At 63.4% G+C, this 22,355-nt stretch carries 22 protein-coding genes; 19 read left to right on the top strand and 3 right to left on the bottom strand.

Translation table 11 applies throughout. From position 1 onward, the window contains the following. Window positions 1-359: 359 nt before the first annotated feature. From ACJ8HT_RS04785 to ACJ8HT_RS04755, 7 genes are all read left to right on the top strand, one after another. A complete protein-coding gene (locus tag ACJ8HT_RS04785) occupies window positions 360-2,072 on the top strand; it encodes an arylsulfatase (protein ID WP_197652766.1) in 1,713 nt (570 codons plus the stop codon). After that, window positions 2,069-3,253: an anaerobic sulfatase maturase gene (locus ACJ8HT_RS04780; RefSeq protein WP_197652765.1), complete on the top strand. Its 1,185-nt coding sequence runs from the start codon at window positions 2,069-2,071 to the stop codon at window positions 3,251-3,253. Before ACJ8HT_RS04785 ends, ACJ8HT_RS04780 begins: the two co-directional genes overlap by 4 nt. A gap of 129 nt (window positions 3,254-3,382) precedes the next feature. Beyond that, window positions 3,383-4,876 (top strand): APC family permease, encoded by a 1,494-nt coding sequence (locus ACJ8HT_RS04775; protein ID WP_033648536.1) that lies wholly within the window; start codon window positions 3,383-3,385, stop codon window positions 4,874-4,876. Further along, complete coding sequence (locus ACJ8HT_RS04770; protein ID WP_197652764.1) at window positions 4,851-5,441, top strand: DUF3156 family protein; 591 nt, start codon at window positions 4,851-4,853, stop codon at window positions 5,439-5,441. Before ACJ8HT_RS04775 ends, ACJ8HT_RS04770 begins: the two co-directional genes overlap by 26 nt. Next, window positions 5,434-6,216, top strand: coding sequence for an SDR family NAD(P)-dependent oxidoreductase (locus ACJ8HT_RS04765; RefSeq protein ID WP_033636968.1), 783 nt, complete (start codon window positions 5,434-5,436; stop codon window positions 6,214-6,216). Before ACJ8HT_RS04770 ends, ACJ8HT_RS04765 begins: the two co-directional genes overlap by 8 nt. An 11-nt stretch (window positions 6,217-6,227) precedes the next feature. After that, on the top strand, window positions 6,228-7,025 hold the full coding sequence (locus ACJ8HT_RS04760; protein WP_197652763.1) for a molybdenum cofactor biosynthesis F family protein: 798 nt from the start codon (window positions 6,228-6,230) through the stop codon (window positions 7,023-7,025). Between the two features lie 4 nt (window positions 7,026-7,029). Further along, window positions 7,030-7,821, top strand: coding sequence for an SDR family oxidoreductase (locus ACJ8HT_RS04755; RefSeq protein ID WP_084826886.1), 792 nt, complete (start codon window positions 7,030-7,032; stop codon window positions 7,819-7,821). Between the two features lie 56 nt (window positions 7,822-7,877). On the opposite strand, the gene hpaR is transcribed toward ACJ8HT_RS04755, so the two are convergent. Further along, complete coding sequence (gene hpaR / locus ACJ8HT_RS04750; RefSeq protein ID WP_004933183.1) at window positions 7,878-8,330, bottom strand: homoprotocatechuate degradation operon regulator HpaR; 453 nt, start codon at window positions 8,328-8,330, stop codon at window positions 7,878-7,880. A gap of 327 nt (window positions 8,331-8,657) precedes the next feature. Here hpaR and ACJ8HT_RS04745 point away from each other — a divergent pair, with 327 nt between their 5' ends. From ACJ8HT_RS04745 to hpaC, 11 genes are all read left to right on the top strand, one after another. Beyond that, window positions 8,658-9,290: a fumarylacetoacetate hydrolase family protein gene (locus ACJ8HT_RS04745; protein ID WP_087762957.1), complete on the top strand. Its 633-nt coding sequence runs from the start codon at window positions 8,658-8,660 to the stop codon at window positions 9,288-9,290. Then, a complete protein-coding gene (locus ACJ8HT_RS04740; protein WP_197652762.1) occupies window positions 9,287-10,051 on the top strand; it encodes a fumarylacetoacetate hydrolase family protein in 765 nt (254 codons plus the stop codon). The genes ACJ8HT_RS04745 and ACJ8HT_RS04740 overlap by 4 nt, the downstream gene beginning before the upstream one ends. Further along, the gene (hpaE, locus tag ACJ8HT_RS04735; protein ID WP_033636981.1) at window positions 10,048-11,502 is read left to right on the top strand and encodes a 5-carboxymethyl-2-hydroxymuconate semialdehyde dehydrogenase; all 1,455 of its coding nucleotides are present in this window, start codon (window positions 10,048-10,050) and stop codon (window positions 11,500-11,502) included. The genes ACJ8HT_RS04740 and hpaE overlap by 4 nt, the downstream gene beginning before the upstream one ends. A 37-nt stretch (window positions 11,503-11,539) precedes the next feature. After that, on the top strand, window positions 11,540-12,613 hold the full coding sequence (hpaD, locus tag ACJ8HT_RS04730) for a 3,4-dihydroxyphenylacetate 2,3-dioxygenase (protein ID WP_089180517.1): 1,074 nt from the start codon (window positions 11,540-11,542) through the stop codon (window positions 12,611-12,613). Between the two features lie 50 nt (window positions 12,614-12,663). After that, window positions 12,664-13,050: a 5-carboxymethyl-2-hydroxymuconate Delta-isomerase gene (locus ACJ8HT_RS04725; protein ID WP_004933172.1), complete on the top strand. Its 387-nt coding sequence runs from the start codon at window positions 12,664-12,666 to the stop codon at window positions 13,048-13,050. A gap of 14 nt (window positions 13,051-13,064) precedes the next feature. Beyond that, window positions 13,065-13,868 (top strand): 2-oxo-hept-4-ene-1,7-dioate hydratase, encoded by an 804-nt coding sequence (gene hpaH, locus ACJ8HT_RS04720; RefSeq protein WP_004933170.1) that lies wholly within the window; start codon window positions 13,065-13,067, stop codon window positions 13,866-13,868. Window positions 13,869-13,944: 76 nt separating this feature from the next. Next, the gene (gene hpaI / locus ACJ8HT_RS04715) at window positions 13,945-14,739 is read left to right on the top strand and encodes a 4-hydroxy-2-oxoheptanedioate aldolase (RefSeq protein WP_060440813.1); all 795 of its coding nucleotides are present in this window, start codon (window positions 13,945-13,947) and stop codon (window positions 14,737-14,739) included. Between the two features lie 3 nt (window positions 14,740-14,742). After that, window positions 14,743-16,113, top strand: coding sequence for a 4-hydroxyphenylacetate permease (hpaX, locus tag ACJ8HT_RS04710; RefSeq protein WP_038878424.1), 1,371 nt, complete (start codon window positions 14,743-14,745; stop codon window positions 16,111-16,113). A 34-nt stretch (window positions 16,114-16,147) separates the two neighbouring features. Beyond that, window positions 16,148-17,044: a 4-hydroxyphenylacetate catabolism regulatory protein HpaA gene (gene hpaA / locus ACJ8HT_RS04705; protein ID WP_197652761.1), complete on the top strand. Its 897-nt coding sequence runs from the start codon at window positions 16,148-16,150 to the stop codon at window positions 17,042-17,044. A 178-nt stretch (window positions 17,045-17,222) separates the two neighbouring features. Beyond that, window positions 17,223-18,785: a 4-hydroxyphenylacetate 3-monooxygenase, oxygenase component gene (gene hpaB, locus ACJ8HT_RS04700; RefSeq protein WP_047569441.1), complete on the top strand. Its 1,563-nt coding sequence runs from the start codon at window positions 17,223-17,225 to the stop codon at window positions 18,783-18,785. A gap of 16 nt (window positions 18,786-18,801) precedes the next feature. Continuing rightward, complete coding sequence (gene hpaC / locus ACJ8HT_RS04695) at window positions 18,802-19,317, top strand: 4-hydroxyphenylacetate 3-monooxygenase, reductase component (RefSeq protein WP_033636989.1); 516 nt, start codon at window positions 18,802-18,804, stop codon at window positions 19,315-19,317. A 33-nt stretch (window positions 19,318-19,350) separates the two neighbouring features. On the opposite strand, the gene ampH is transcribed toward hpaC, so the two are convergent. Together ampH and ACJ8HT_RS04685 are read right to left on the bottom strand one after the other, a co-directional pair. After that, window positions 19,351-20,493, bottom strand: coding sequence for a D-alanyl-D-alanine-carboxypeptidase/endopeptidase AmpH (ampH, locus tag ACJ8HT_RS04690; RefSeq protein ID WP_060422247.1), 1,143 nt, complete (start codon window positions 20,491-20,493; stop codon window positions 19,351-19,353). A 125-nt stretch (window positions 20,494-20,618) separates the two neighbouring features. Then, window positions 20,619-21,377, bottom strand: coding sequence for a FadR/GntR family transcriptional regulator (locus ACJ8HT_RS04685; RefSeq protein WP_197652760.1), 759 nt, complete (start codon window positions 21,375-21,377; stop codon window positions 20,619-20,621). Window positions 21,378-21,612: 235 nt separating this feature from the next. Between ACJ8HT_RS04685 and ACJ8HT_RS04680 the strand changes: the two genes are divergently transcribed. Beyond that, on the top strand, window positions 21,613-22,353 hold the full coding sequence (locus ACJ8HT_RS04680) for an SDR family oxidoreductase (protein ID WP_043136107.1): 741 nt from the start codon (window positions 21,613-21,615) through the stop codon (window positions 22,351-22,353). Window positions 22,354-22,355: the final 2 nt, after the last annotated feature.

The following is a 22,355-nucleotide window of genomic DNA, read 5'->3' as shown; positions in this document are numbered from 1 at the left end:
TGCAATAAAACACATAAATAACAAGATGACACTGCGTTAATCAGGGCTTTTCAGTTCGGATTTATCGCGATTTTCATTAATAGGTTAATGAAATAATTCACCGCTTTTCCCGCTGAATTTACAGCGCTTTTCAATGTTTGCCCGGGTGCAGCCTTCGCCGCCCTGCGCGTGCTACAACCGGCACGACTGGAACCGTTCCTCGTTCTTAAGAACGATAGCCAGGCTTTTCCGCCGCTTCCTACACTGCGAATTGAAGATAGCGCCAGGCGGCGCCAAACGTATAAGACGAAAAAATGATGACCTTTCTCGGGCTGAGGCGTCGGGTTGTTCAGTCCGCATGACCATACGGGGAACGAACGATGCAGAAAAAAACGTTGGCGGTGGCGTTGAGCGGCGCCTTATCGGGCCTGGCGCAGGGGGCGGACGCCGATCGCCCCAATGTGCTGATCATTCTGGTGGACGACATGGGCTACTCCGACATCAGCCCGTTCGGCGGCGAGATACCGACGCCCAACCTGCAGGCGCTGGCCGAACGGGGCGTGCGCATGAGCCAGTACTACACCTCGCCGATGTCGGCGCCGGCGCGGTCGATGCTGATGACCGGCAACACCAATCAGCAGGCCGGCATGGGCGGCATGTGGTGGTATGAGAGCACCGCCGCGCAGCCGGGCTATGAAATGCGGCTGACCGACCGCGTGACCACATTGCCGGAGCGTTTTCGCGACGCGGGTTACGCCACCATGATGGCGGGCAAATGGCACCTGGGCTATGTCGACGGCGCCAAACCGACCGATCGCGGCTTCGAGCGCGCCTTCGCCTTTATGGGGGGCGGCACCAGCCATTTCGACGATGCGAAACCGCTGGGCACCGTGGAGGCGTTCCATACCTTCTACACCCTGAACGGCAAACGCGTGTCGTTGCCCAAAGATTTCTATTCCAGCAAGGCCTATGCCGATCAGCTGGAACAGTGGATCCGCGATACGCCGCAGAGCAAACCCGTCTTCGCCTATCTGGCGTTTACCGCGCCGCACGATCCGCTGCAGGCGCCGGATGACTGGATCGCCAAATTCGACGGCAAATACGACGCCGGTTACCAGCAGGCCTATCAGCAGCGCATTCAGCGCCTGAAGGCGCTGGGGTTGATTTCCGATCGCACGCCGATGCCGACGCTGGCGCTGGATAAGGCCTGGAACGCGCTGACGCCCGAGCAGCAAAAATATGAAGCCAAGACCATGCAGGTGTACGCGGCGATGATCGCTTATATGGACGATCAGGTCGGCGCGGTGCTGAACACCCTCAAGCAGACCGGCCGCGACCAAAATACGGTGATCGTGTTCGCCACCGACAACGGCGCCAACGCCGCCAGCGGCTTCTACTACGGCTCGAAGCCGGAGTATTGGCGGCAGTTCGACAACAGCTACGCCAACCTCGGCCGCAAGGGATCGTTCATCTCTTACGGGCCGCACTGGGCCAACGTCAGCAATGCGCCGTACGCCAACTACCACAAAACCACCAGCGCGCAGGGCGGCATCAATACCGATTTCATCATCTCCGCGCCGCGGCTAAAGGGGCGTGGCGGCATCGACCGCACGCCGATGGCGGTGTATGACATCGCCCCGACGCTGTATGACTATGCCGGCATCGACGCCAATAAACCGCTGAAGGCCAAACCGACGCTGCCGATGGTCGGCGTCAGCTTCAAGCGCTATTTCAGCGGCGAGGCCGACGGCGTGCCGCGCGCGACCTACGGCGTGGAGCTGCATAACCAGGCCGCCTATGTGGACGGCGTCTGGAAGCTGCGACGGTTGGTGAAGGCCGGGCCGACGGCGCAGATGGCGCCGTGGGGGCTGTTCAATCTGCATGACGATCCGCTGGAAACGCGCGATCTGGCCGCTGCCAACCCGGATCGAGTCAAACGGCTGAGCGAGGCGTATCGCCGTTTTGCGCAGCAGGGCATGGTCATTGAAGCCAAAGGCGCAGCGATCGACTACCTCGGCGTAGACGCCAGCACCGGCGACTACATCGGCCTGGATCCGCTGACCCACAAACCGTTGCCGCAGGCGGCGCCATGAACCTGGCCCAGCTGCGCGCGCAGCAGATCCCGGTAGAGAGCGAACCGCGCGCGGCGGCGCCTTTTCATTTGCTGGTGAAACCGATCGGCGCCGGCTGCAACCTGGGCTGCCGCTACTGCTACTACCCGCAGCGCCAGCAGGAGCGGACGCGTAAGATGGACGACGACCTGCTGGCGGAATTTATCCGCGGCTATATCGCCGCCCAGCCGCGTTACAGCCGCGAGATCAACTTCGTCTGGCAGGGCGGTGAGCCGCTGCTGGCGGGGATCGGTTTTTACAAGCGGGCGCTGGCGTTGCAACGCCGCTACGCGCCACCGGGCGTGCGGATCAGCAACAGCCTGCAGACCAACGGTACCCTGCTGAACGACGCCTGGTGCCGGCTGTTCCGGCAGCATCACTTTATCCTCGGCGTCAGCCTGGACGGCGACCGCGAGGTGCAGGACGCCCACCGGCCGGACAAGCGCGGCGGCGCCAGCTATGACGCCGCGCTGCGCGGCATTGCGCTGTTGCAGCGCCATCAGATCGACTTCAACCTGCTGATGGTGGTGCACGACGGCGTCGCGGATCGCGCCGAGGCGATCTACGATCATGCGGTGGCGATCGGGGCGCGCTGTCTGCAGTTCCAGCCGCTGATGCTGGAAGGGGATGCGCCCACCGCCGGCTATGGGCTGAGCGCCGCCAACTGGGGGCGCTTCATGCTGGCGGTATACCGCCGCTGGCGCAGCCGCGGGCACGTTGGCCAGGTCTTCGTGATGAACATCGAGCAGGTCTACGCGCAGTATTTCACCCACGTTAGCCCCAGCTGCGTACACGCCGAACGCTGCGGCGGCAATCTGGTGATGGAGCCGGACGGGCGGCTTTACGCCTGCGATCATCTGATCAACGAGCAGCACCTGCTCGGCCATGCCGATCGCCACACGCCGCTCGCCAACCTGGCGGCAAGGGCGGCGGAGATGCCGTTCGGTAAAAACAAGAGCCTGCGCCGCGAGTGCCAACGCTGCAGCGTGAAAAGCGTCTGCCAGGGCGGCTGCCCGGCGCATGTGGGCGAAGATCGCTACAACCGGCTGTGCGCCGGCTATTACGCCTTCTTTTCCGCGTTGCTGACGCCGCTGCGCGCCTACCCGCGCAGCCCGCAGGGGGCGATGCAGTGGCGCGCCGCCGTGAGCGCGGCCGCAGGTTGAAAGCGTCTCGTCCTTAAGGACGATAGTCAGCATTTTCCTTTCCTCTCTATAGTGAGATTACCGCCGCTGGCGGTGAAAAACCTGCAAGCACCTGCATGCATCAGGCCAAAACTATAAGAGGAAATAACCATGAACCTGTCGTCGCGGTTGCACGCCCACCTGGCTCGAGGCAAGGTCGGCTTTCCCACCACCCTGGCCAGTTCGGTCGGGGTGATCATGGCCAGCCCGGTGATCCTGACGGTCACCAGCGGCTTCGGCATCGGCGGCGACACCTTCGCGCTGGCGATGCTGATCGCCTTCATAATGATGCAGGCGCAGCTCACCACCTTCTCCGAAGCGGCGGCGCTGCTGCCGACCTCCGGTTCGGTTTACGACTACATCTCCTGCGGCATGGGGCGCTTTTTCGCCATCACCGGCGCGCTGTCGGCCTACCTGATCGTGCACATCTTCGCCGGCACCGCCGAGACCATTCTCTCCGGCATCATGGCGCTGGTGAACTTCGAGCACCTCAACACCCTGATGGAAAGCCACAACGCATCCTGGATGGTCGGCGTCGGGCTGGTAATCGTGTTCGGCCTGCTCAACGCGTTCGGCATCGAGGCCTTCGGCAAGGCGGAGATCGTGCTGACCTTCGCCATGTGGAGCACGCTGGTGATTTTCGGCATCGTCGGGCTGCTGTCGCCGCATGCGGTGCCGCTCGAGGGCTGGTTCGGCAGCACGCTGAGCCTGAACGATCCCTTCGCGGTGTTCAGCCTGATCGGCATGGCGATGTTCATGTTCGTCGGCTGTGAGCTGGTGACGCCGATGGCGCCGGAGATCAAACGCTGCGATCGGGTGATCCCGCGCGCGATGGCGCTGGGGCTGTGCGGCGTGGCGGTGTGCATGGCGCTGTATGGCGCGGCGCTCAGTCACCAGGTGGAAAACGTGGTGATCGACGCCGCCAGCGGCACGCGCCTGCTGGAAACGCCGATGGCCATCCCGGCGTTCGCCGGCCAGGTGATGGGCCAGTTCGGCAAATACTGGCTCGGCGTCGGCCTGCTGTTGGCCGGCGCCGCGACCATCAACACGCTGATGGCGGCGGTGCCGCGCATTCTGTACGGCATGGCGCTGGACGGCGCGCTGCCGCGTATGTTCGCTTATCTGCACCCGCGCTTTAAAACGCCGGTGGTCGGCATTCTGGTGGCGGTATTGATCCCCTGCGTGCACGCCTTCGCCATTCAGGGCAACCTCGACAGGATCATTCCGCTGGTGCTGGCGGCGGTGTGCGCCTGGGGCGTGGCCTACCTGCTGGTGACCTGCTCGGTGGTGATCCTGCGCGTACGCCGCCCCGATCTGCCGCGCGCCTATAAATCGCCGTGGTTCCCGCTGCCGCAGATCGTTTCCAGCGTCGGCATCGTGCTGGCCATCGTTTACATCACGCCGCCGGGAATGAACCCGAGCGATATCTACATTCCCTTCGGCTGGATGATCGGCCTGACCGCCGCCTATGCGCTGTTCTGGACGCTGTGCGTGCAGAAAGTGAATCCGTTCAAGCCGGTGCCGGTCGAGCAGGTGCTGGAGAACGCGTTCGCCAAGGGTGAAAACGAGGAGGCGCAGTTTGATCGGCTTACTTCCCTCACTTAATCGCGCCTGGCGGCGAGCGCCGTCGGGCTATCGGCCGGGCGCCGCGCTGGATCGTCTGGCGCGCAACCTGGAACCCTACGCGTGCGAACGCCTGGCGCCGGGCCTGCTGCGGCTGACGCTGCCGCAGGGGCCGCAGATCGAGATCGGCGAACAGGTGCAGGGGCTGTTTATGGCGCATATCGTCAGCCACCGCTTTCGGTTGCAGGGCGCGAGCGCGATGCAACTTCCGCTGACGCTGGACGTGGTGACCGGCGGCTGGCTGCGGCGGCGCGGGGTGCGTTATCTGCTGCGCCAGCGCCATGCGGCCGCGCAGCGGGTGCTGGACGGCCTGCAGCGCTACCCGCAGATCGGCGAGACGCTGGCGCAGCTGGATTTTCGCCGCGTGCGGCTGACGGTGAAAGACGGGCGCTGGCAGGTGGATATCGAGCATTTCGCCGCATCGGAGGTGGTCAGCCGTTTGCCGGCCGGCCGCCGCTACCTGCGGCTGGATGCCGAACAGCGGCGGCTGCTGTTGAGCAGCCTGCTGATGATCGGCCAACTGATGGAGAAGCTGAATCATGAATAGAGTGGTTGTGATTACCGGCGGCGGCACCGGCGTCGGCGCCGCCTGCGCCCGTCTGCTGGCGGCGCAGGGCGATCGGGTGTTCATCATCGGCCGCCGTCCGGAACCGCTGGCGGCGCTGGCGCAAGAGATCGGCGCGCAGGCGCTGGTGGGCGACGCCGCCAGCGGCGAGAGCTGGAACCACGCGCTGCTGCCAGCCATTCTGCGCGACGCCGGGCGCATCGACTGCCTGATCGGCAGCGCCGGCGGCATGGGCTTCAAGCGCATCACCGAGATGACCGACGCGCAGTGGCAAGGGGCGATGGACAGCAACCTCAACAGCGCTTTCGCCAGCGCGCGCGCCTGCCTGCCGGAGCTGATTAAAAGCGGCGGCAACCTGCTGTTCGTGGCCTCGATCGCCTCGCTGGCCGCCGGGCCGGAGGTCTGCGGTTACGTCACCGCCAAGCACGCGCTGATCGGGCTGATGCGCTCCATCGCCCGCGACTATGGCCCGCTGGGCGTGCGCGCCAACGCGGTGTGCCCGGGCTGGGTGACCACGCCGATGGCGGACGAAGAGATGCAACTGCTGATGGACGCCCATCAGATTTCGCTGGAGCAGGCTTACCAGATGGTCTGCCGCGACGTGCCGCTGCGCCGCCCGGCCAGCGCCGAGGAGATCGCCCGCGTCTGCCGTTTCCTGTGTTCCAGCGAGGCTTCAATCATTACCGGCGCGGCGCTGGTGGCCGACGGCGGCTCCACCATCGTCGATGTGCCGACCCTGGCTTTCACTTCCCTGTAAGGAGCATTTCCATGAGTTCAGAAGCGGTATTCATTCAGGTTGGCGCGCTGGCGGAAGGCTTTGCGCCGCACAGCAATACGCTGGAACGCCAGCACGGGCTGGCGGGCAGCACGCTGACGCTGCGCTTTAGCGACGGCGCGACGCAGCGCTGCCGGTTTACCGACGAGCAGACGCTGGAGTGGGGCGAACGGCGCAGCGTCGCCTATCGCGCCACCAGCATTCGCCCCGGCGTGCTGTTCATCGATTTTCTCGATCCTGCCCGCGCCAACGCCAGTATTACGCTGGTATGTGACCGCAATCAGGGCAACTTCACTGCGGTATACGGCCAGCTGCCGGACGAAGCACAGGCGCGGCTCGACGCCTTCAGCCGGGTGGAGCAGGGGCTGCCGCTGACCGCGGTCGAGGCCGAATTCCGCTTCGGCACGCTGGATGACGCCGACGTGGCGCCACCGGGCTTTACCGATGAGCTGATCGGCATGCGCAACATGTACACCTACAGCCTGACCGAACGGTACGAGCACATCTACCTGAACGATAACTTCTACGCCTGGCAGTGTCTGGACGGGGTGGAGAAAGGGCTGGCGGACGTCGATCGTTGCCACTACGTGAAGGTGGCGGAGCAGCTTTATCTGTTCGTCTGGCGCGAGAAGATCATCCCGACGCTGGGCGTGGTGATGATCGATCTGCAGGGCATGCGCACCGACGGCAAGATCCTCGGTTATCAGGGCAGCGATTTCAGCGCGCTGAGCAACTTTGCGGTCGGCGCCCATGCGCAGGTGCTGAACACCACGCGCCACCCGCGAGGATAGGGCGATGAGCGCAACCTATGCGGCCGACGCCTTCGCGGGGCAGGCGGTGCTGGTGACCGGCGGCGCTCAGGGCATTGGTCTGGCGATCGTCAGCGCCTTTGCCCGCCTGGGCGCCGAGGTGACGATCGCGGACGTGCAGCTGCCGCAGGCGCAGGCGGCGGCGCAGGCGCTGCGGGACGAAGGGCTGAGCGTGCAGGCGCTGGCTTGCGATCTGGCCGAACCGGGGCAGATCGCTGAGCTGGTGACGGCGGTAGGTGAGCGGCATCAACGGCTGGACGTGGTGATCCACAATGCCGCTTACTTTCCGCTGACGCCGTTCGCCGCCATCGACGCGGCCCTGCTGCAACGCACGCTGAGCGTCAATCTGATGGCGCCGTTCTTTCTGGCGCAGGCGGCGCTGCCGTGGATGCGTCGCCGGGGCGGCGGCTGCCTTCTGGTGACCTCGTCGGTGACCGGTCCGCGGGTGGCCTACCCGGGGCTGGCGCACTACGCGGCCTCCAAGGCCGGGGTGAACGGGTTTATTCGCGCGGCGGCGCTGGAGCTGGCGGCGGAGAAAATTCGCGTCAACGGCGTAGAACCGGGGATGATCCGCACGCCGGCGATGGCCAACCTGGGCGACGCGCAGGTGAATCAGGCGATCGCCGCCTCGGTGCCGCTCGGGCGGCTGGGGGAACCGGAAGACATCGCCGCGGCGATGGTGTTTCTCGCTTCGCCGGCGGCGGCCTACATCACCGGCCAGACGCTGGTGGTGGACGGCGGCGCGCTGCTGCCGGAAACGAATTCTCTGCTTACCTGACGCTGCAGCGTTGTTGGCTGCAACGTCAATTAATTTGAGAATTCCGGTTGGTTAAATCACTGCTTGGCAGGATGCGCGGTGACGTTGGCGGGCAGGCTGTCGCCCAGGGTGATCAGCTCGTCCAGCAGCGTCATCAACTGGTCCATTTTCTGTCGCGAGAAAGCGGCTTCAATCTCGGCGTAGCCCTGTTCCACCTGGTGGCGCGCCACTTCATACAGATCCTGGCCCTGCTGGGTCAGCGACACGTACAGCTTGCGCTGATCGTTGACCGGCTTCAGGCGGAAGATCAGCTTGTCACGCTCCATGCGCGACAGAATGCCGGTCAGGCTGGGGCGCAGAATGCAGGTTTCCGCCGCCAGCTCGTGGAATTCGATCGAGCGGCTGTTGGCCAGCACGCGGATGATGCGCCACTGCTGTTCGGTCAGATTGTGGCTTTTCAGGATCGGGCGGAAGAACCCCATGGCGGTTTCACGCGCCTGCAGCAGGGCGATGGTTAACGATTCATGCATAAGTTTGGCCTTAGCTATCAAGGTGTTCGTTGTTACGGCGCTCGTTATGGGGGCGCCTGCCCCGCAAAGCCCGATTTTGTTAATAACTTAATAGTAGCCAAAGTTACCCGTAGGGATAAAGCAAAAATGCAGGGCGCAGCGAAAAATGGCGCGAAAAATGATTAATGCATTGAATAATCAAGCTAATGTTCGTTATTTGTGAATATTTTGTTATCACGATCACAAATCACTCCAAGCGCGTTGCGTAAAAGCTGCACAGCGTATAAAAGTAATCATTAATATATTAATGAATGCCGGTTGTCATGTTTTGCCATTGGAGGAGTTCGCATGAAAGGCACCGTATTTTCCGTTGCGCTGAATCACCGCAGCCAACTGGACGCCTGGGATCAGGCGTTTCACCAGCCGCCGTATCAGACCCCGCCCAAAACCCCGGTCTGGTTTATCAAACCGCGCAACACCCACCTCGCCAACGGCGGGGCGATCCCGTTTCCGGCCGGTGAAACCGTGCACAGCGGCGGCACGCTGGCGGTGATCATCGGCGATACCGCGCGCAAGGTGCCGGTGGCGCAGGTGGGCCGTTATCTGGCCGGCTACGCGTTGGCCAACGACGTCAGCCTACCGGAGAGCAGCTTCTACCGCCCGGCGATCAAGGCTAAATGCCGCGACGGGTTCTGCCCGTTGGGGGAGATCGGCCAGCTGGCGAATGCCGATCGGCTGGAGATCGTCACCGAGATCAACGGCGTGGAGCAGGATCGTTGGTCCACCGCCGATCTGGTGCGCTCGGTGCCGGAGCTGATCGCCGCCATCAGCGACTTTATCACCCTGCAGCCGGGCGATGCGGTGCTGATCGGCACCCCGCACCAGCGGGTGGAGATCAAACCGGGGGATGAGGTGACGGTGCGCGCCGCCGGCCTGCCCACGCTGACCAACCGCGTCACCCAGGCAGGAGCCGCATCATGAAACATGCCCGTATTCGCCATCATGGCCAGATCTTCAACGTGCAGGTGGACAAGCAGCTGCGCGTCACGCTGCCGAACGGCGAGGTGCTGCAGGAGCGCGAAGTGGAATGGCTGCCGCCGGCTCAGGGCACGGTGTTCGCCCTGGGGCTGAACTATGCCGACCACGCCAGCGAGCTGGAATTCAAGGCGCCGGAAGAGCCGCTGGTGTTCCTCAAAGCGCCGAACACCCTGACCGGTCACCGCCAGGTGTCGGTACGCCCGGCCGGCGTGGAGTACATGCATTACGAAGCCGAGCTGGTGGCGGTGATCGGCAAGACCGCGCGCAACGTCAGCCGCGAGCACGCCATGGAGTATGTGGCGGGCTACACCCTGTGCAACGACTACGCCATCCGCGATTACCTGGAGAATTACTACCGGCCGAATCTGCGGGTGAAGAGCCGCGACACCCTGACGCCGATCGGGCCTTACATCGTCGATCGCGACGACGTCGCCGATCCGCACCGGCTGGCGCTCAGCACTTACGTCAACGGCGAGCTGCGCCAGCGCGGCAGCACCGCCGACATGATTTTCGACATTCCGTTCCTGGTCGCCTACCTGAGCGAATTCATGACGCTGCAGCCGGGCGACATGATCGCCACCGGCACGCCGAAAGGGCTGGCCGACGTGCAGCCGGGCGACGAAGTGGTGGTGGAAATCGAGGGCATCGGCCGTCTGGTTAACCACATTATCAGTGAAAAAGATTACGAGGAGAGCCTGCGATGAAAACCATCAACCACTGGATCAACGGCAAGAACGTCGCCAGCAAAGAGTACTTCACCACCACCAACCCGGCGAACGGCGAGGTGCTGGCGGAGGTGGCTTCTGGCGGTCAGTTGGAGATCGACCAGGCGGTGGCGGCAGCGAAAGAGGCGTTCCCCAAATGGGCCAACACGCCGATGAAAGAGCGCGCGCGCCTGATGCGCCGTCTGGGGGAGCTGATCGACCAGAACGTGCCGCAGATCGCCGAACTGGAAACCGCCGACACCGGCCTGCCGATCCACCAGACCAAAAACGTGCTGATCCCGCGCGCCTCGCACAACTTCGAGTTCTTCGCCGAGGTGTGCCAGCAGATGAACGGCAAGACCTACCCGGTGGACGACAAGATGCTCAACTACACGCTGGTGCAGCCGGTGGGGGTGTGTGCGCTGGTGTCGCCGTGGAACGTGCCGTTCATGACCGCCACCTGGAAGACCGCGCCTTGCCTGGCGCTGGGCAACACCGCGGTGCTGAAGATGTCCGAACTGTCGCCGCTGACCGCCGATCGCCTGGGCGAGCTGGCGCTGGAAGCCGGCATTCCGGCCGGGGTGCTGAACGTGGTGCAGGGCTACGGCGCCACCGCCGGCGACGCGCTGGTGCGCCATAAAGACGTGCGCGCGGTCTCCTTCACCGGCGGCACCGCCACCGGCCGCCGCATCATCGAAAGCGCCGGGCTGAAAAAATTCTCCATGGAACTGGGCGGCAAGTCGCCGGTGCTGATCTTTGAAGACGCCGACATCGAGCGGGCGCTCGACGCCGCGCTGTTCACCATCTTCTCGATCAACGGCGAACGCTGCACCGCCGGTTCGCGCATCTTCATTCAGGAGAGCATCTACCCGGAATTCGTCAAACGCTTCGCCGAGCGCGCCAACCGTCTGCGCGTGGGCGATCCGCAAGATCCCAATACCCAGGTGGGGGCGCTGATCAGCCCGCAGCACTGGGAAAAAGTCTCCGGCTATATCCGCCTCGGGGTGGAAGAAGGGGCAACCCTGCTGGCCGGCGGCCCGGACAAACCGGCCGGTTTGAGCCACGGCAACTTCCTGCGCCCGACGGTGCTGGCGGATGTCGATAACCGGATGCGCGTGGCGCAGGAGGAGATTTTCGGGCCGGTGGCCTGCCTGCTGCCGTTCAAGTCGGAAGAAGACGGCCTGCGCATGGCCAACGACGTGGAGTACGGCCTGGCGTCGTACATCTGGACGCAGGATGTGAGCAAGGTTCTGCGCCTGGCCCGCGGCATCGAAGCCGGCATGGTTTTCGTCAACACCCAAAACGTACGCGATCTGCGCCAACCGTTCGGCGGCGTGAAAGCCTCCGGCACCGGCCGCGAAGGCGGCGAATACAGCTTCGAAGTGTTCGCCGAAATGAAGAACGTGTGCATTTCCATGGGCGACCACCCGATCCCGAAATGGGGCGTTTGAGCCTCAGGCCACAATAATAACGAAAGAGATGAGAACAATGACGACAAAACTGACCACTGATGCTGTCCCTGCTCCCGACGTCGTGCGCTGTGCCTACATGGAAATTCAGGTCACGAACCTTAAAGCCGCACGCGAATTTTACGTCGATATCCTCGGCCTGGTCGTGACCGCCGAAGAGGATAAAACCCTCTACCTGCGTTCGATGGAAGAGTTCATTCACCATAACCTGGTGCTGCGCGAAGGCCCGGTCGCCGCCGTGGCGGCGTTTGCTTTCCGCGTGCGCACGCCGGAAGACGTCGATCGCGCCGAAGCGTATTTCAAGGCGCTTGGCTGCCGTACCGAGCGGCGGGTGAACGGGTTCGCCAAAGGCATCGGCGATGCGGTGCGGGTAGAGGATCCGCTCGGTTTCCCGTATGAGTTTTTCTACGACGTGCAGCACGTCGAGCGTCTGGCTTGGCGCTACGATCTGTATACGCCGGGCGCGCTGGTGCGCCTCGACCACTTTAACCAAATCACCCCTGACGTGCCGCGCGCCGTGGAATACATCCAGGGGCTGGGCTTCCGCGTAACGGAAGACATCCGCGATGAAGACGGCGTGGTTTACGCCGCCTGGATGCGCCGCAAGGCGACGGTGCACGATACTGCGATGACCGGCGGCGCCGGGCCGCGCATGCACCACATCGCCTTCGCCACTCATGAAAAGCACAATATTTTGGCCATCTGCGACAAGCTCGGCGCGCTGCGCAAATCCGATTTGATCGAACGCGGCCCCGGCCGTCACGGCGTCTCCAACGCGTTCTACCTCTACCTGCGCGATCCCGATGGCCACCGCGTGGAAATCTACACGCAGGATTACTACACCGGCGATCCGGACAACCCGACCGTGACCTGGGACGTGCATGACAACCAACGCCGCGACTGGTGGGGCAATCCGGTGGTGCCGAGCTGGTATACCGAAGGTTCGCTGGTGCTGGATCTCGATGGGCAGCCACAGCCGGTCATCGAGCGCAGTGCGCCCAGCGAAATGGCCGTCACCATCGGCGCAGACGGTTTTTCCTATACCCGTGAGGGCGATACGGAAAAAGGTTTCAAGCTTGGCAATACGCTGTAAATGCCGCTGCGCGGGCCGCGCCCGCGCATATTTGCCGTCTGGAGAACGCTATGCCCCATTTTTACGCTGAATGTACCGACAACATCCGCCGCGAGGCGGATTTGCCCACCCTGTTCGCCAAGGTCAACGAGGCGCTGGCGGCGACCGGCATTTTTCCGCTGGCCGGCGTGCGCAGCCGCGCCATCTGGCTCGACACCTGGCAGATGGCCGACGGCAAGCAGGACTACGCCTTCGTGCACATGACGCTGAAGATCGGCCACGGCCGCAGCCTGGAAAGCCGGCAGCAGGTGGGCGAGATGCTGTTTGCGCTGATCAAGGAACACTTCGCCGCGCTGATGGCGCAGCGTTACCTGGCGCTCTCTTTCACCATGGAAGAGCTGGATCCGGTGCTGAATTACAAACAGAACAATGTCCACGCGCTGTTCAACAAGGCGTGAATAAGGGGTCGTAAATGCTGGATAAAGAGCAGGTTAACCGCGCCGTACAGCGCCTGCATCAGGCGGAAAAGAGTCGTGAACAGATCCGCGCGCTGTCGCTCGATCATCCCGAGATCACCATCGAAGACGCCTATGCCATTCAACGCCAGTGGGTAGAGCTGAAGATCGCCGAGGGGCGTACGCTCAAAGGCCACAAGATCGGCCTGACCTCGCGCGCCATGCAGGTGAGTTCGCAGATTACCGAGCCGGACTATGGCGCGCTGCTGGACGACATGTTCTTCAACGACGGCAGCGACATTCCGATCGATCGCTTTATCGTGCCGCGGGTGGAGGTGGAGCTGGCGTTCGTGTTGGCCAAGCCGCTGCGCGGGCCGAACTGCACGCTGTTCGACGTCTATAACGCCACCGACTACGTCATTCCCGCGCTGGAGATCATCGACGCGCGCAGCCACAACGTCGATCCCGAGACTCAGCGGCCGCGCAAGGTGTTCGACACCATCTCCGACAACGCCGCCAACGCCGGGGTGGTGATGGGCGGGCGGCCGATCAAGCCGGATGCGCTGGATCTGCGCTGGATCTCCGCGCTGCTGTACCGCAACGGCGTGATTGAAGAATCCGGCGTGGCGGCGGCGGTGCTCAACCACCCGGCCAACGGCGTGGCCTGGCTGGCCAACAAGCTGGCGCCGTATGAGGTGGAGCTGGAAGCGGGGCAGGTGATCCTCGGCGGCTCCTTCACCCGGCCGGTGCCAGCGCGGCGCGGTGATACCTTCCACGTCGACTACGGCCCGATGGGCTGCATCAGCTGCCGCTTCGTCTAAAAAGCAGGCCCGGCGAACCGGGCCGCCATAAACCGGGCGGGGCCATGCGCTACGCCCGCTTGTCAGGGAGAATGCGATGTTAACCAACCACTTCAAGCGTGCGCTGCAGGAAAAACGCCCGCAGATTGGGCTGTGGCTCGGCCTGTGCAGCAGCTACAGCGCCGAACTGCTGGCCGGCGCCGGTTTCGACTGGCTGCTGATCGACGGCGAACATGCGCCCAACAACGTGCAAACGGTGCTGGGGCAGCTGCAGGCGGTCGCGCCTTACCCGAGCCAGCCGGTAGTGCGGCCGCCGTGGAACGACGCGGTGATCATCAAGCAGCTGCTGGACGTCGGCGCGCAAACCTTGCTTATCCCGATGATTCAAAACGCCGAACAGGCGCGCGACGCGGTGCGCGCTACGCGCTATCCGCCGCACGGCGTGCGCGGCGTCGGCAGCGCCCTGGCGCGCGCTTCGCGCTGGAACCGGGTACCCGATTACCTGCAGCAGGCCGATGAGCAGATGTGCGTGCTGGTGCAGATTGAAACCCGCGAAGCGGTGAAAAACCTCGACGCCATTTTGCAGGTGGAAGGGGTGGACGGCGTGTTTATCGGCCCGGCGGATCTCAGCGCCGACATGGGCTTTGCCGGTAATCCGCAGCATCCGGAGGTGCAGCGTACCATCGACGACGCCATCGCGCGCATCCGCGCCGCCGGCAAGGCGCCGGGCATTTTGATGGCCAACAAGGCACTGGCGCAGCGCTATCTGGAGGCCGGCGCGCTGTTCGTTGCGGTGGGGGTGGACACCACCCTGCTGGCGCGGGCGGCGGAAGCCCTGGCGGACGAATTCAAACGGGGCGGGGCGCAAGCGCCTTCATCGGGAGTCTACTGAACCATGAACCACGTCGATTCGCTGCAGCCGGCCAACCCGGCGCAGCAACATAAAGCGTTAACCGCCGCCGAGCAATCGGTGATTAAAAAGTTGTTTCGGCGCCTGATCATTTTCCTGTTCGTGTTGTTTGTTTTCTCTTTCCTCGACCGTATCAACATCGGCTTCGCCGGGCTGACGATGGGTAAAGATCTCGGCCTCAGCTCGACCATGTTCGGGCTGGCGGCGACGTTGTTCTATGTCACCTACGTGATCTTCGGCATTCCGAGCAACATGATGCTGAGCCGGGTCGGCGCGCGGCGCTGGATCGCCACCATCATGGTGCTGTGGGGCATCGCCTCCACCTGCACCATGTTCGCCACCGGGCCGACCAGCCTGTACGTGCTGCGCATGATCGTCGGCATCACCGAGGCCGGTTTCCTGCCGGGCATTCTGGTGTACCTCACCTACTGGTTCCCGGCGTTCTACCGCGCCCGCGCCAACGCGCTGTTCATGATCGCCATGCCGGTGACCATGGCGATCGGCTCGCTGGTCTCCGGCTATATCCTGGCGCTGGACGGGGTGATGAACCTGAAGGGCTGGCAGTGGCTGTTCCTGCTGGAAGGCATTCCGTCGGTGCTGCTGGGCGTGGTGGTGTGGTTCTACCTCGACGATACGCCGGCCAAGGCCAAGTGGCTGACCGACGAGGAGAAAGCCAGCCTGCAGGCGATGATGGAGGCCGACAAGCTGCAGCTGGTGCAGCCCAACGGGCCGAGCAGCCACCGCGCGCTGCAACAGCGCAGCCTGTGGCGTGAGATCTGCACGCCGATCGTGCTGATGTATACGCTGGCCTATTTCTGCCTGACCAACACCCTGAGCGCGATCAACATCTGGACGCCGCAGATCCTGCAAAGCTTCAATCAGGGCAGCAGCAATGTGACGATCGGCATTTTGGCGGCGATCCCGCAGATCTGCACCATCGCCGGCATGGTGTGGTGGAGTAAACGATCCGACAGGCTGCAGGAGCGCAAGCACCACACCGCGCTGCCGTACCTGTTTGCCGCCGCCGGCTGGCTGCTGGCGTCTGCCACCGATCACAGCCTGATCCAGTTGCTCGGGATCGTGATGGCCTCGGTCGGCTCCTTTACCGCTATGGCGATCTTCTGGACCACGCCGGATCAGTCGATCAGTCTGGAAGCGCGCGCGGTGGGGATCGCGGTGATCAACGCCACCGGCAACATCGGATCGGCGCTCAGCCCGCTGTTGATCGGCTGGTTCAAGGATCTGACCGGCAGCTTCAACTCCGGGCTGTATTTCGTCTCGGCGCTGTTGATCGTCGGCGCCGTGCTGGTGTGGCGCATTCCGATGAAGGATTCGCGCCCGAGAGCGACGCCTTGATGCGCAAGTGGGCATGATTGCAGGAGGTCATGAGGTGCGGAAAAGTACCGGCTTTATCGCCAACATCGATATTTGCAAAGAGTATGACGCGCGCTACGTCGCCGACGAGGTGCACTACGAAACCTTCGCCGGGCTGGCGGCGTTCTTCGGCCGCGACATGCAGGTGCATTGGCACGACTGCTTCTTCCAGGTGCATTTCCTGGAGACCGGCAAGATAGAGCTGCAGCTCGACGATCAGCACTATTCGGTGCAGGCGCCGCTGTTCATCCTCACGCCGCCGTCGGTGCCGCATGCGTTCTTCACCGAACCGGACAGCGACGGCCACGTGCTGACGGTGCGCCAGGAGCTGATTTGGCCGCTGCTGGAGCGCCTGTATCCCGGCAGCAACCTGGCGCTGGACATGCCGGGCATCTGCCTGTCGCTGGCCGACGCGCCGCAGGAGCTGACGGCGCTCAGCCACTACTGGGCGCTGATCCGCCGCGAGTTCGGGCAGAACCTGGCCGGGCGCGAACAGACGCTGGCGCTGCTGGCGCAGGCGGTGTTCACGCTGCTGCTGCGCAACACCGCGCTGGAAGACAGCGCCAACAGCGGCGTGCGTGGCGAACTGCAGCTGTTTCAGCGGTTCAACAAGATGGTGGACGAGCGTTTTCGTGAGCACCTGCCGGTGCCGGAGTACGCGCAGGCGTTGGGGGTGACCGAATCGCGGCTCAACGACCTGTGCCGGCGCTTCGCCAACCGGCCGCCCAAGCGGCTGATCTTCGATCGGCTGCTGCGCGAGGCCAAACGCATGCTGCTGTTCAGCGCCTGTACGGTGCATGAAACCGCCTACAGCCTCGGCTTCAAGGATCCAGCCTATTTCGCCCGTTTTTTCAATCGGCTGGAAGGCTGTTCCCCCTCGACCTACCGCGCGGCGCAACACGCCCTTTCGTAACCGCGATCACAGTTTGCCGCGAAAGCGGCAAACTGACCTGAAAAGTACCGGCGATTGCCGCAAAAGTCTCTTCTCGAAATCGGCTTTGGCAGCTTCAATTAAGCAACCAAAAGAAAACATTATTTTAACAAATGGCCGACTCCACGGCCTGAAAAATGCCGATGACGAGGAAGACCCGATGAAACCAGAAGACTTTCGTGCCGACAGCAAACGCCCGTTCACCGGCGCCGAATACCTGAAAAGTTTGCAGGACAGCCGCGAAATCTACATTTACGGCGAGCGCGTGAAAGACGTCACCACGCACCCGGCGTTCCGCAACGCGGCGGCATCAGTCGGCCAGCTGTACGACGCGCTGCACGATCCGGCCAGCCAGGATCGCCTGTGCTGGAATACCGACACCGGCAACGGCGGCTATACCCACAAATTCTTCCGCTACGCCCGCAGCCCGGAAGAGATGCGCCAGCAGCGCGATGCCATCGCCGACTGGTCGCGCCAAAGCTACGGCTGGATGGGGCGTACGCCGGACTACAAGGCAGCCTTCGGCTGCGCGCTGGGCGCTTATCCAGAGTTCTACGGCCAGTTCGCCGACAACGCGCGCCACTGGTACAAACGCATTCAGGAAACCGGGCTCTATTTCAACCACGCCATCGTCAACCCGCCGATCGACCGCCACAAGCCGGTCAACGAGGTGAAGGACGTCTACATTCAGGTGGAGAAAGAGACCGACGCCGGCATCGTGGTCAGTGGTGCCAAAGTGGTGGCCACCAACTCGGCGTTGACCCACTACAACTTCATCGGCTTCGGTTCGGCGCAGGTGATGGGCGATAACCCGGACTTCGCGCTGATGTTCGTGGCGCCGATGGACGCCGAAGGGGTGAAGCTGATTTCGCGCGCCTCCTACGAGCTGGTGGCAGGCGCCACCGGATCGCCGTTCGACTACCCGCTCACCAGCCGCTTCGACGAGAACGACGCGATCCTGATCATGGATCATGTGCTGATCCCGTGGGAAAACGTGCTGATCTACCGCGATTTCGACCGCTGCCGCCGCTGGAGCACCCAGGGCGGTTTCGCCCGGCTGTTCCCGCTGCAGGCCTGCGTGCGCCTGGCGGTGAAGATGGACTTTATCACCGCGCTGCTGCAAAAGAGCCTCTCGTGTACCGGCGTGCTGGAGTTCCGCGGCGTGCAGGCCGATCTGGGCGAAGTGGTGGCCTGGCGCAACCTGTTCTGGTCGCTGAGCGATGCGATGTGTGCCGAAGCCACAAAATGGGAAAACGGCGCCTACCTGCCGGATTCCGCCGCGCTGCAAACCTACCGCGTGATGGCGCCGATGGCCTACACCAAGGTGAAACACATCATCGAGAAGAACGTCACCAGCGGCCTGATCTACCTGCCGTCCAGCGTGCGCGACATGAACAACCCGGAGATCGACAAGTACCTGGCGCGCTACGTGCGCGGATCGGACGGTATGGATCACGTCGAACGCATCAAGATCCTCAAGCTGATGTGGGATGCGATCGGCAGCGAATTCGGCGGCCGCCACGAGCTGTATGAGATCAACTACGCCGGCAGCCAGGATGAGATCCGCCTGCAGTGCCTGCGCCACGCGCAGGGATCCGGCAACATGGATCGCATGATGCAGATGGTCGACAAGTGCCTGGCTGATTACGATCAGCACGGCTGGAAGGTGCCGCACCTGCGGAACAATGACGATATTAATCAGTTGGATAATCTGCTGAAGTAATTCAGGAGGAGGTGGTATGTCTCAGGAAAATGAACAGCGCCTGCGCTTTCGCGACGCCATGGCCAGCCTGTCGGCGGCGGTGAATATCGTCACCACCGACGGCCCGGCGGGGCGCTGCGGCATCACCGCCACGGCGGTGTGCTCGGTAACCGATACGCCGCCGACGCTGCTGGTGTGCATCAACCGCAACAGCGCGATGAACCCGGTGTTTCAGGAAAACCGCAGGCTGTGCGTCAACGTGCTCAACCACGAGCAGGAGCTGATGGCGCGCCACTTTGCCGGCATGACCGGCGTCAGCATGGAAGATCGTTTCCGGCTGGAAGAGTGGCAGCTCGGTGCGCTGGGGCAGCCGGTGCTGCGCAATACCCTGGCCAGCCTGGAAGGGGAGATCGAGCAGATCCAGAGCATCGGCACCCACCAGATGTACCTGGTGCAGATCAAACAGATCGCGCTGAGCGAAGCCGGCAACGGGCTGATCTACTTCAAGCGCAATTTCCATTCGGTGATCCACCCGATGGCGGTGCCGGCCTGAGGCGTTGGGGCGCAGCCTGCTGCGCCCCGCGTTTCAACTCTTGTTAGCCGCCAGATCGCTCACCAGGCGGTTGACCGGATCGCTCATGTTGGTGAATTTGCTCAGCTCCGAGCGGGTCACCACCACGAACACCCCGACGTTTTTCGCCGGGATCATCGCCATGTAGGTAATGAACCCGCCGCCGCCGCCGGTCTTCTGAATGATGCCCGGCAGCCCGTCCTTCGGCGCCATATACACCCAACCCAACCCCAGCGCATCCGCTTGCCCCGGCACGTCCATGCCCTTCAGCGACACCAGATCGTGACGCTGGAAGTACATGGTTTGCTCACTGGCGGCGGTGGCTTTGCGCGGGCCGCTGGCGCTGGAGGAGAGGAATTGTTGCATCCAGCGTTGCATGTCGCGCGGGGTGGAGTAGACGCCGCCGCTGCCGGCCGCGGCGGTGGTGTCGCGGCAGGCGCTCGGGCCGGCCGCCGCCACCATCAGGCGCGAGCATTGCTCGGGGCTCGGCGTCAGCGTGGTGTCGACCATGCCGAGCGGCGCGGTGATTTTCTCTTTCAGCAGCGCGTTGTAAGGCTTGCCCGCGGCGCGCGACAGCGCATCGGCCAGCAGGTCATACGCCAGGTTGGAGTAGGCGGCGCGTACGCCCGGCGGTACCGTGACGTTGGCATGGGCCAGCCACTGCCAGCGCTGAGCCTTGGTCGGCCAGGTGAACACCGGCGTTTTCGGCGGCTTCTTGCCCGGCTGCTCGCGCGGCAGCGAGCTGGTGTGCGTCGCCAGGTTCAGCAGGGTGATCGGCTGCCCGGCGTTGTAAGCCGGCACATAGGCGCCTTTGGGGGCATACTTGCGCAGCGGGTCGGTCAGTTTGACCTGGCCTGCCGCCGCCATTTTCACCATCACTTCGCTGGTCATCAGCTTGGTGATCGAAGCGATGCGGATCAGCGAATCCGGGCGCGGGCGCAGGTTGTTGCCGGGTTTGGTATCGCCAAAGCTGCGGTTAACTACCTGATTGCCGTCGATCACCACCAGCGCCATGCCGGTGGCGCCGCTATTGTAGAAAATATGTTCGGCATACTGGTCGACGATTTGCGAAGCCAGCTGCGGGGGCGCGGCCTGCACGGCCAGCGGCGCGGCGCACAGGCCCAGCGCCAGCAATAAAGCGGAGACAGAGTTCTTCAACGGTCGTTATCCATTTAACAATGCAGCGGGGAAAGGGCTTATTCGTCGCCCAGTGTAATGTGGCCGGGCCCCGGCTGCATGTAGAAAAAAGAGCGGTGGCGATAAAATTTTTCACCGCCGGCGGCCTACTGCGCGCGGGCGAAAATGGCGATCACTTCATCGAGGTGCGCCTTCATCGCCTTGCGGGCGCCGCGCACGTCGCGCGCTTCGATCGCCGCCAGGATCGCCCGGTGTTCCAGTTCGGAACGGTGCGGCATGTCCTCCGGCGTATAGTGGCGTTGCAGCACGCGGAACATGCTGCCGTAACGGTGGCCGAGCAGGTGACCGATGATGAACGCATAGGCCGGGTTGCCGCTGGCCTGGGCGATGCGGATGTGGAACAGCCGATCGCCGGGGTGGGTGGCGGAACCGGCGCGGTTATCGCGGCAGTTCTGCTCGTAGGCAGCGCGGATGCCCGCCAGCTCTTCGTCGGTGGCGTGGCGCGCGGCCAGCGCGGCGGTCTCCGGTTCGATCAGCAGACGGGTTTGCAGCAGAGAAAACGGCGGCAGCTCGGCGTTGAAATCCAGCTCGATGTTCAGTTCGTCGTCGATCTCCGCCCACTGGTTGCGGCCGGCCTGGGCCATCACCGGCTCCTGCGACGGCGCCAGCGGCGTTTGCGAGCGCACGATCACCCCGTTGCCGACCTTGACGTCCACCAGGCCGATCACTTCCAGCGCGATAAGCGCCTCGCGTACCGACGCGCGGCTGACCTGCAACTGCTGGGCGAGATCCCGCTCCGAGGGCAGGCGGCTGCCCGGCGGAAATTCGTTATTTTCGATAAGACGTTTGAGCTGGTCAGCTATCTGTCTGTAAATCCTTGGGTTTTCCAGTCGGGTAATCGGCATTTTTGACCTTTGACGATTCGGCGTTCAGTGATTTGGCGCACAATTATGCGACAAGGCGCTTGAGTAATCGTTATTCAAGTGTAAAAAAATGGTTAATTGAAATGCGGTTTCAAGGCTGTTTTATTAACTTCTTCCCCCAACGATAACGCGTAAAGCGTCTTTTGTCATGTTAGAGGCCTGACCTTTAACCGCCTTTAGTGGCCTGACCATTAGACCTTTAGGCCGAGGAGTCAAGATGGATTTAACCGGGAAACGCGTACTGATCACCGCCGCCGGGCAAGGGATCGGTTTTACCACCGCCAGGCTGTTCGCCGCCGCCGGTGCCGAGGTGATCGCCAGCGACATCAACCTCGAGCGCCTGCAGGGCTCTGCCGGGATCCGCGCGCTGACGCTGAACGTCACCGATCCGGCCGCCATCGCGGCGGCGGCGGAAGCGATCGGCCCGATCGACGTGCTGTTCAACTGCGCCGGCGTGGTGCACAGCGGATCGATCCTCGATTGCAGCGAAGATCAGTGGGCGTTCGCGCTCGATCTCAACGTCACCGCGATGTTCCGCATGATCCGCGCCTTCCTGCCGGGCATGTTGGCGCGCGGCAAAGGCTCGATCATCAACATGTCCTCGGTAGCCTCGAGCGTGAAAGGGGTGCCGAACCGCTTCGCTTACAGTGCCAGCAAGGCGGCGGTGATCGGCCTGACGCGCTCGGTGGCGGCGGACTACGTCACGCAGGGTATCCGCTGCAACGCCATCTGCCCCGGCACGGTGGAGTCGCCGTCGCTGCGCCAGCGCATTGCCGAGCAGGCGCGCGAGCAGGGGCGCAGTGAGCAAGAGGTGTATCAGGCGTTCGTCGCCCGTCAGCCGATCGGGCGCATCGGCACCACCGAGGAAATCGCCCAATTGGCGCTGTATCTGGCCTCCGACGCCAGTTCATACACCACTGGCACGGTGCAGATCATCGACGGCGGCTGGAGCAACTGAGC

The organism is Serratia sp. CY44782, assembly GCF_052168715.1.
Taxonomy (GTDB): domain Bacteria; phylum Pseudomonadota; class Gammaproteobacteria; order Enterobacterales; family Enterobacteriaceae; genus Serratia; species Serratia nevei.
This window is presented reverse-complemented; position numbering and strand designations above follow the sequence as displayed.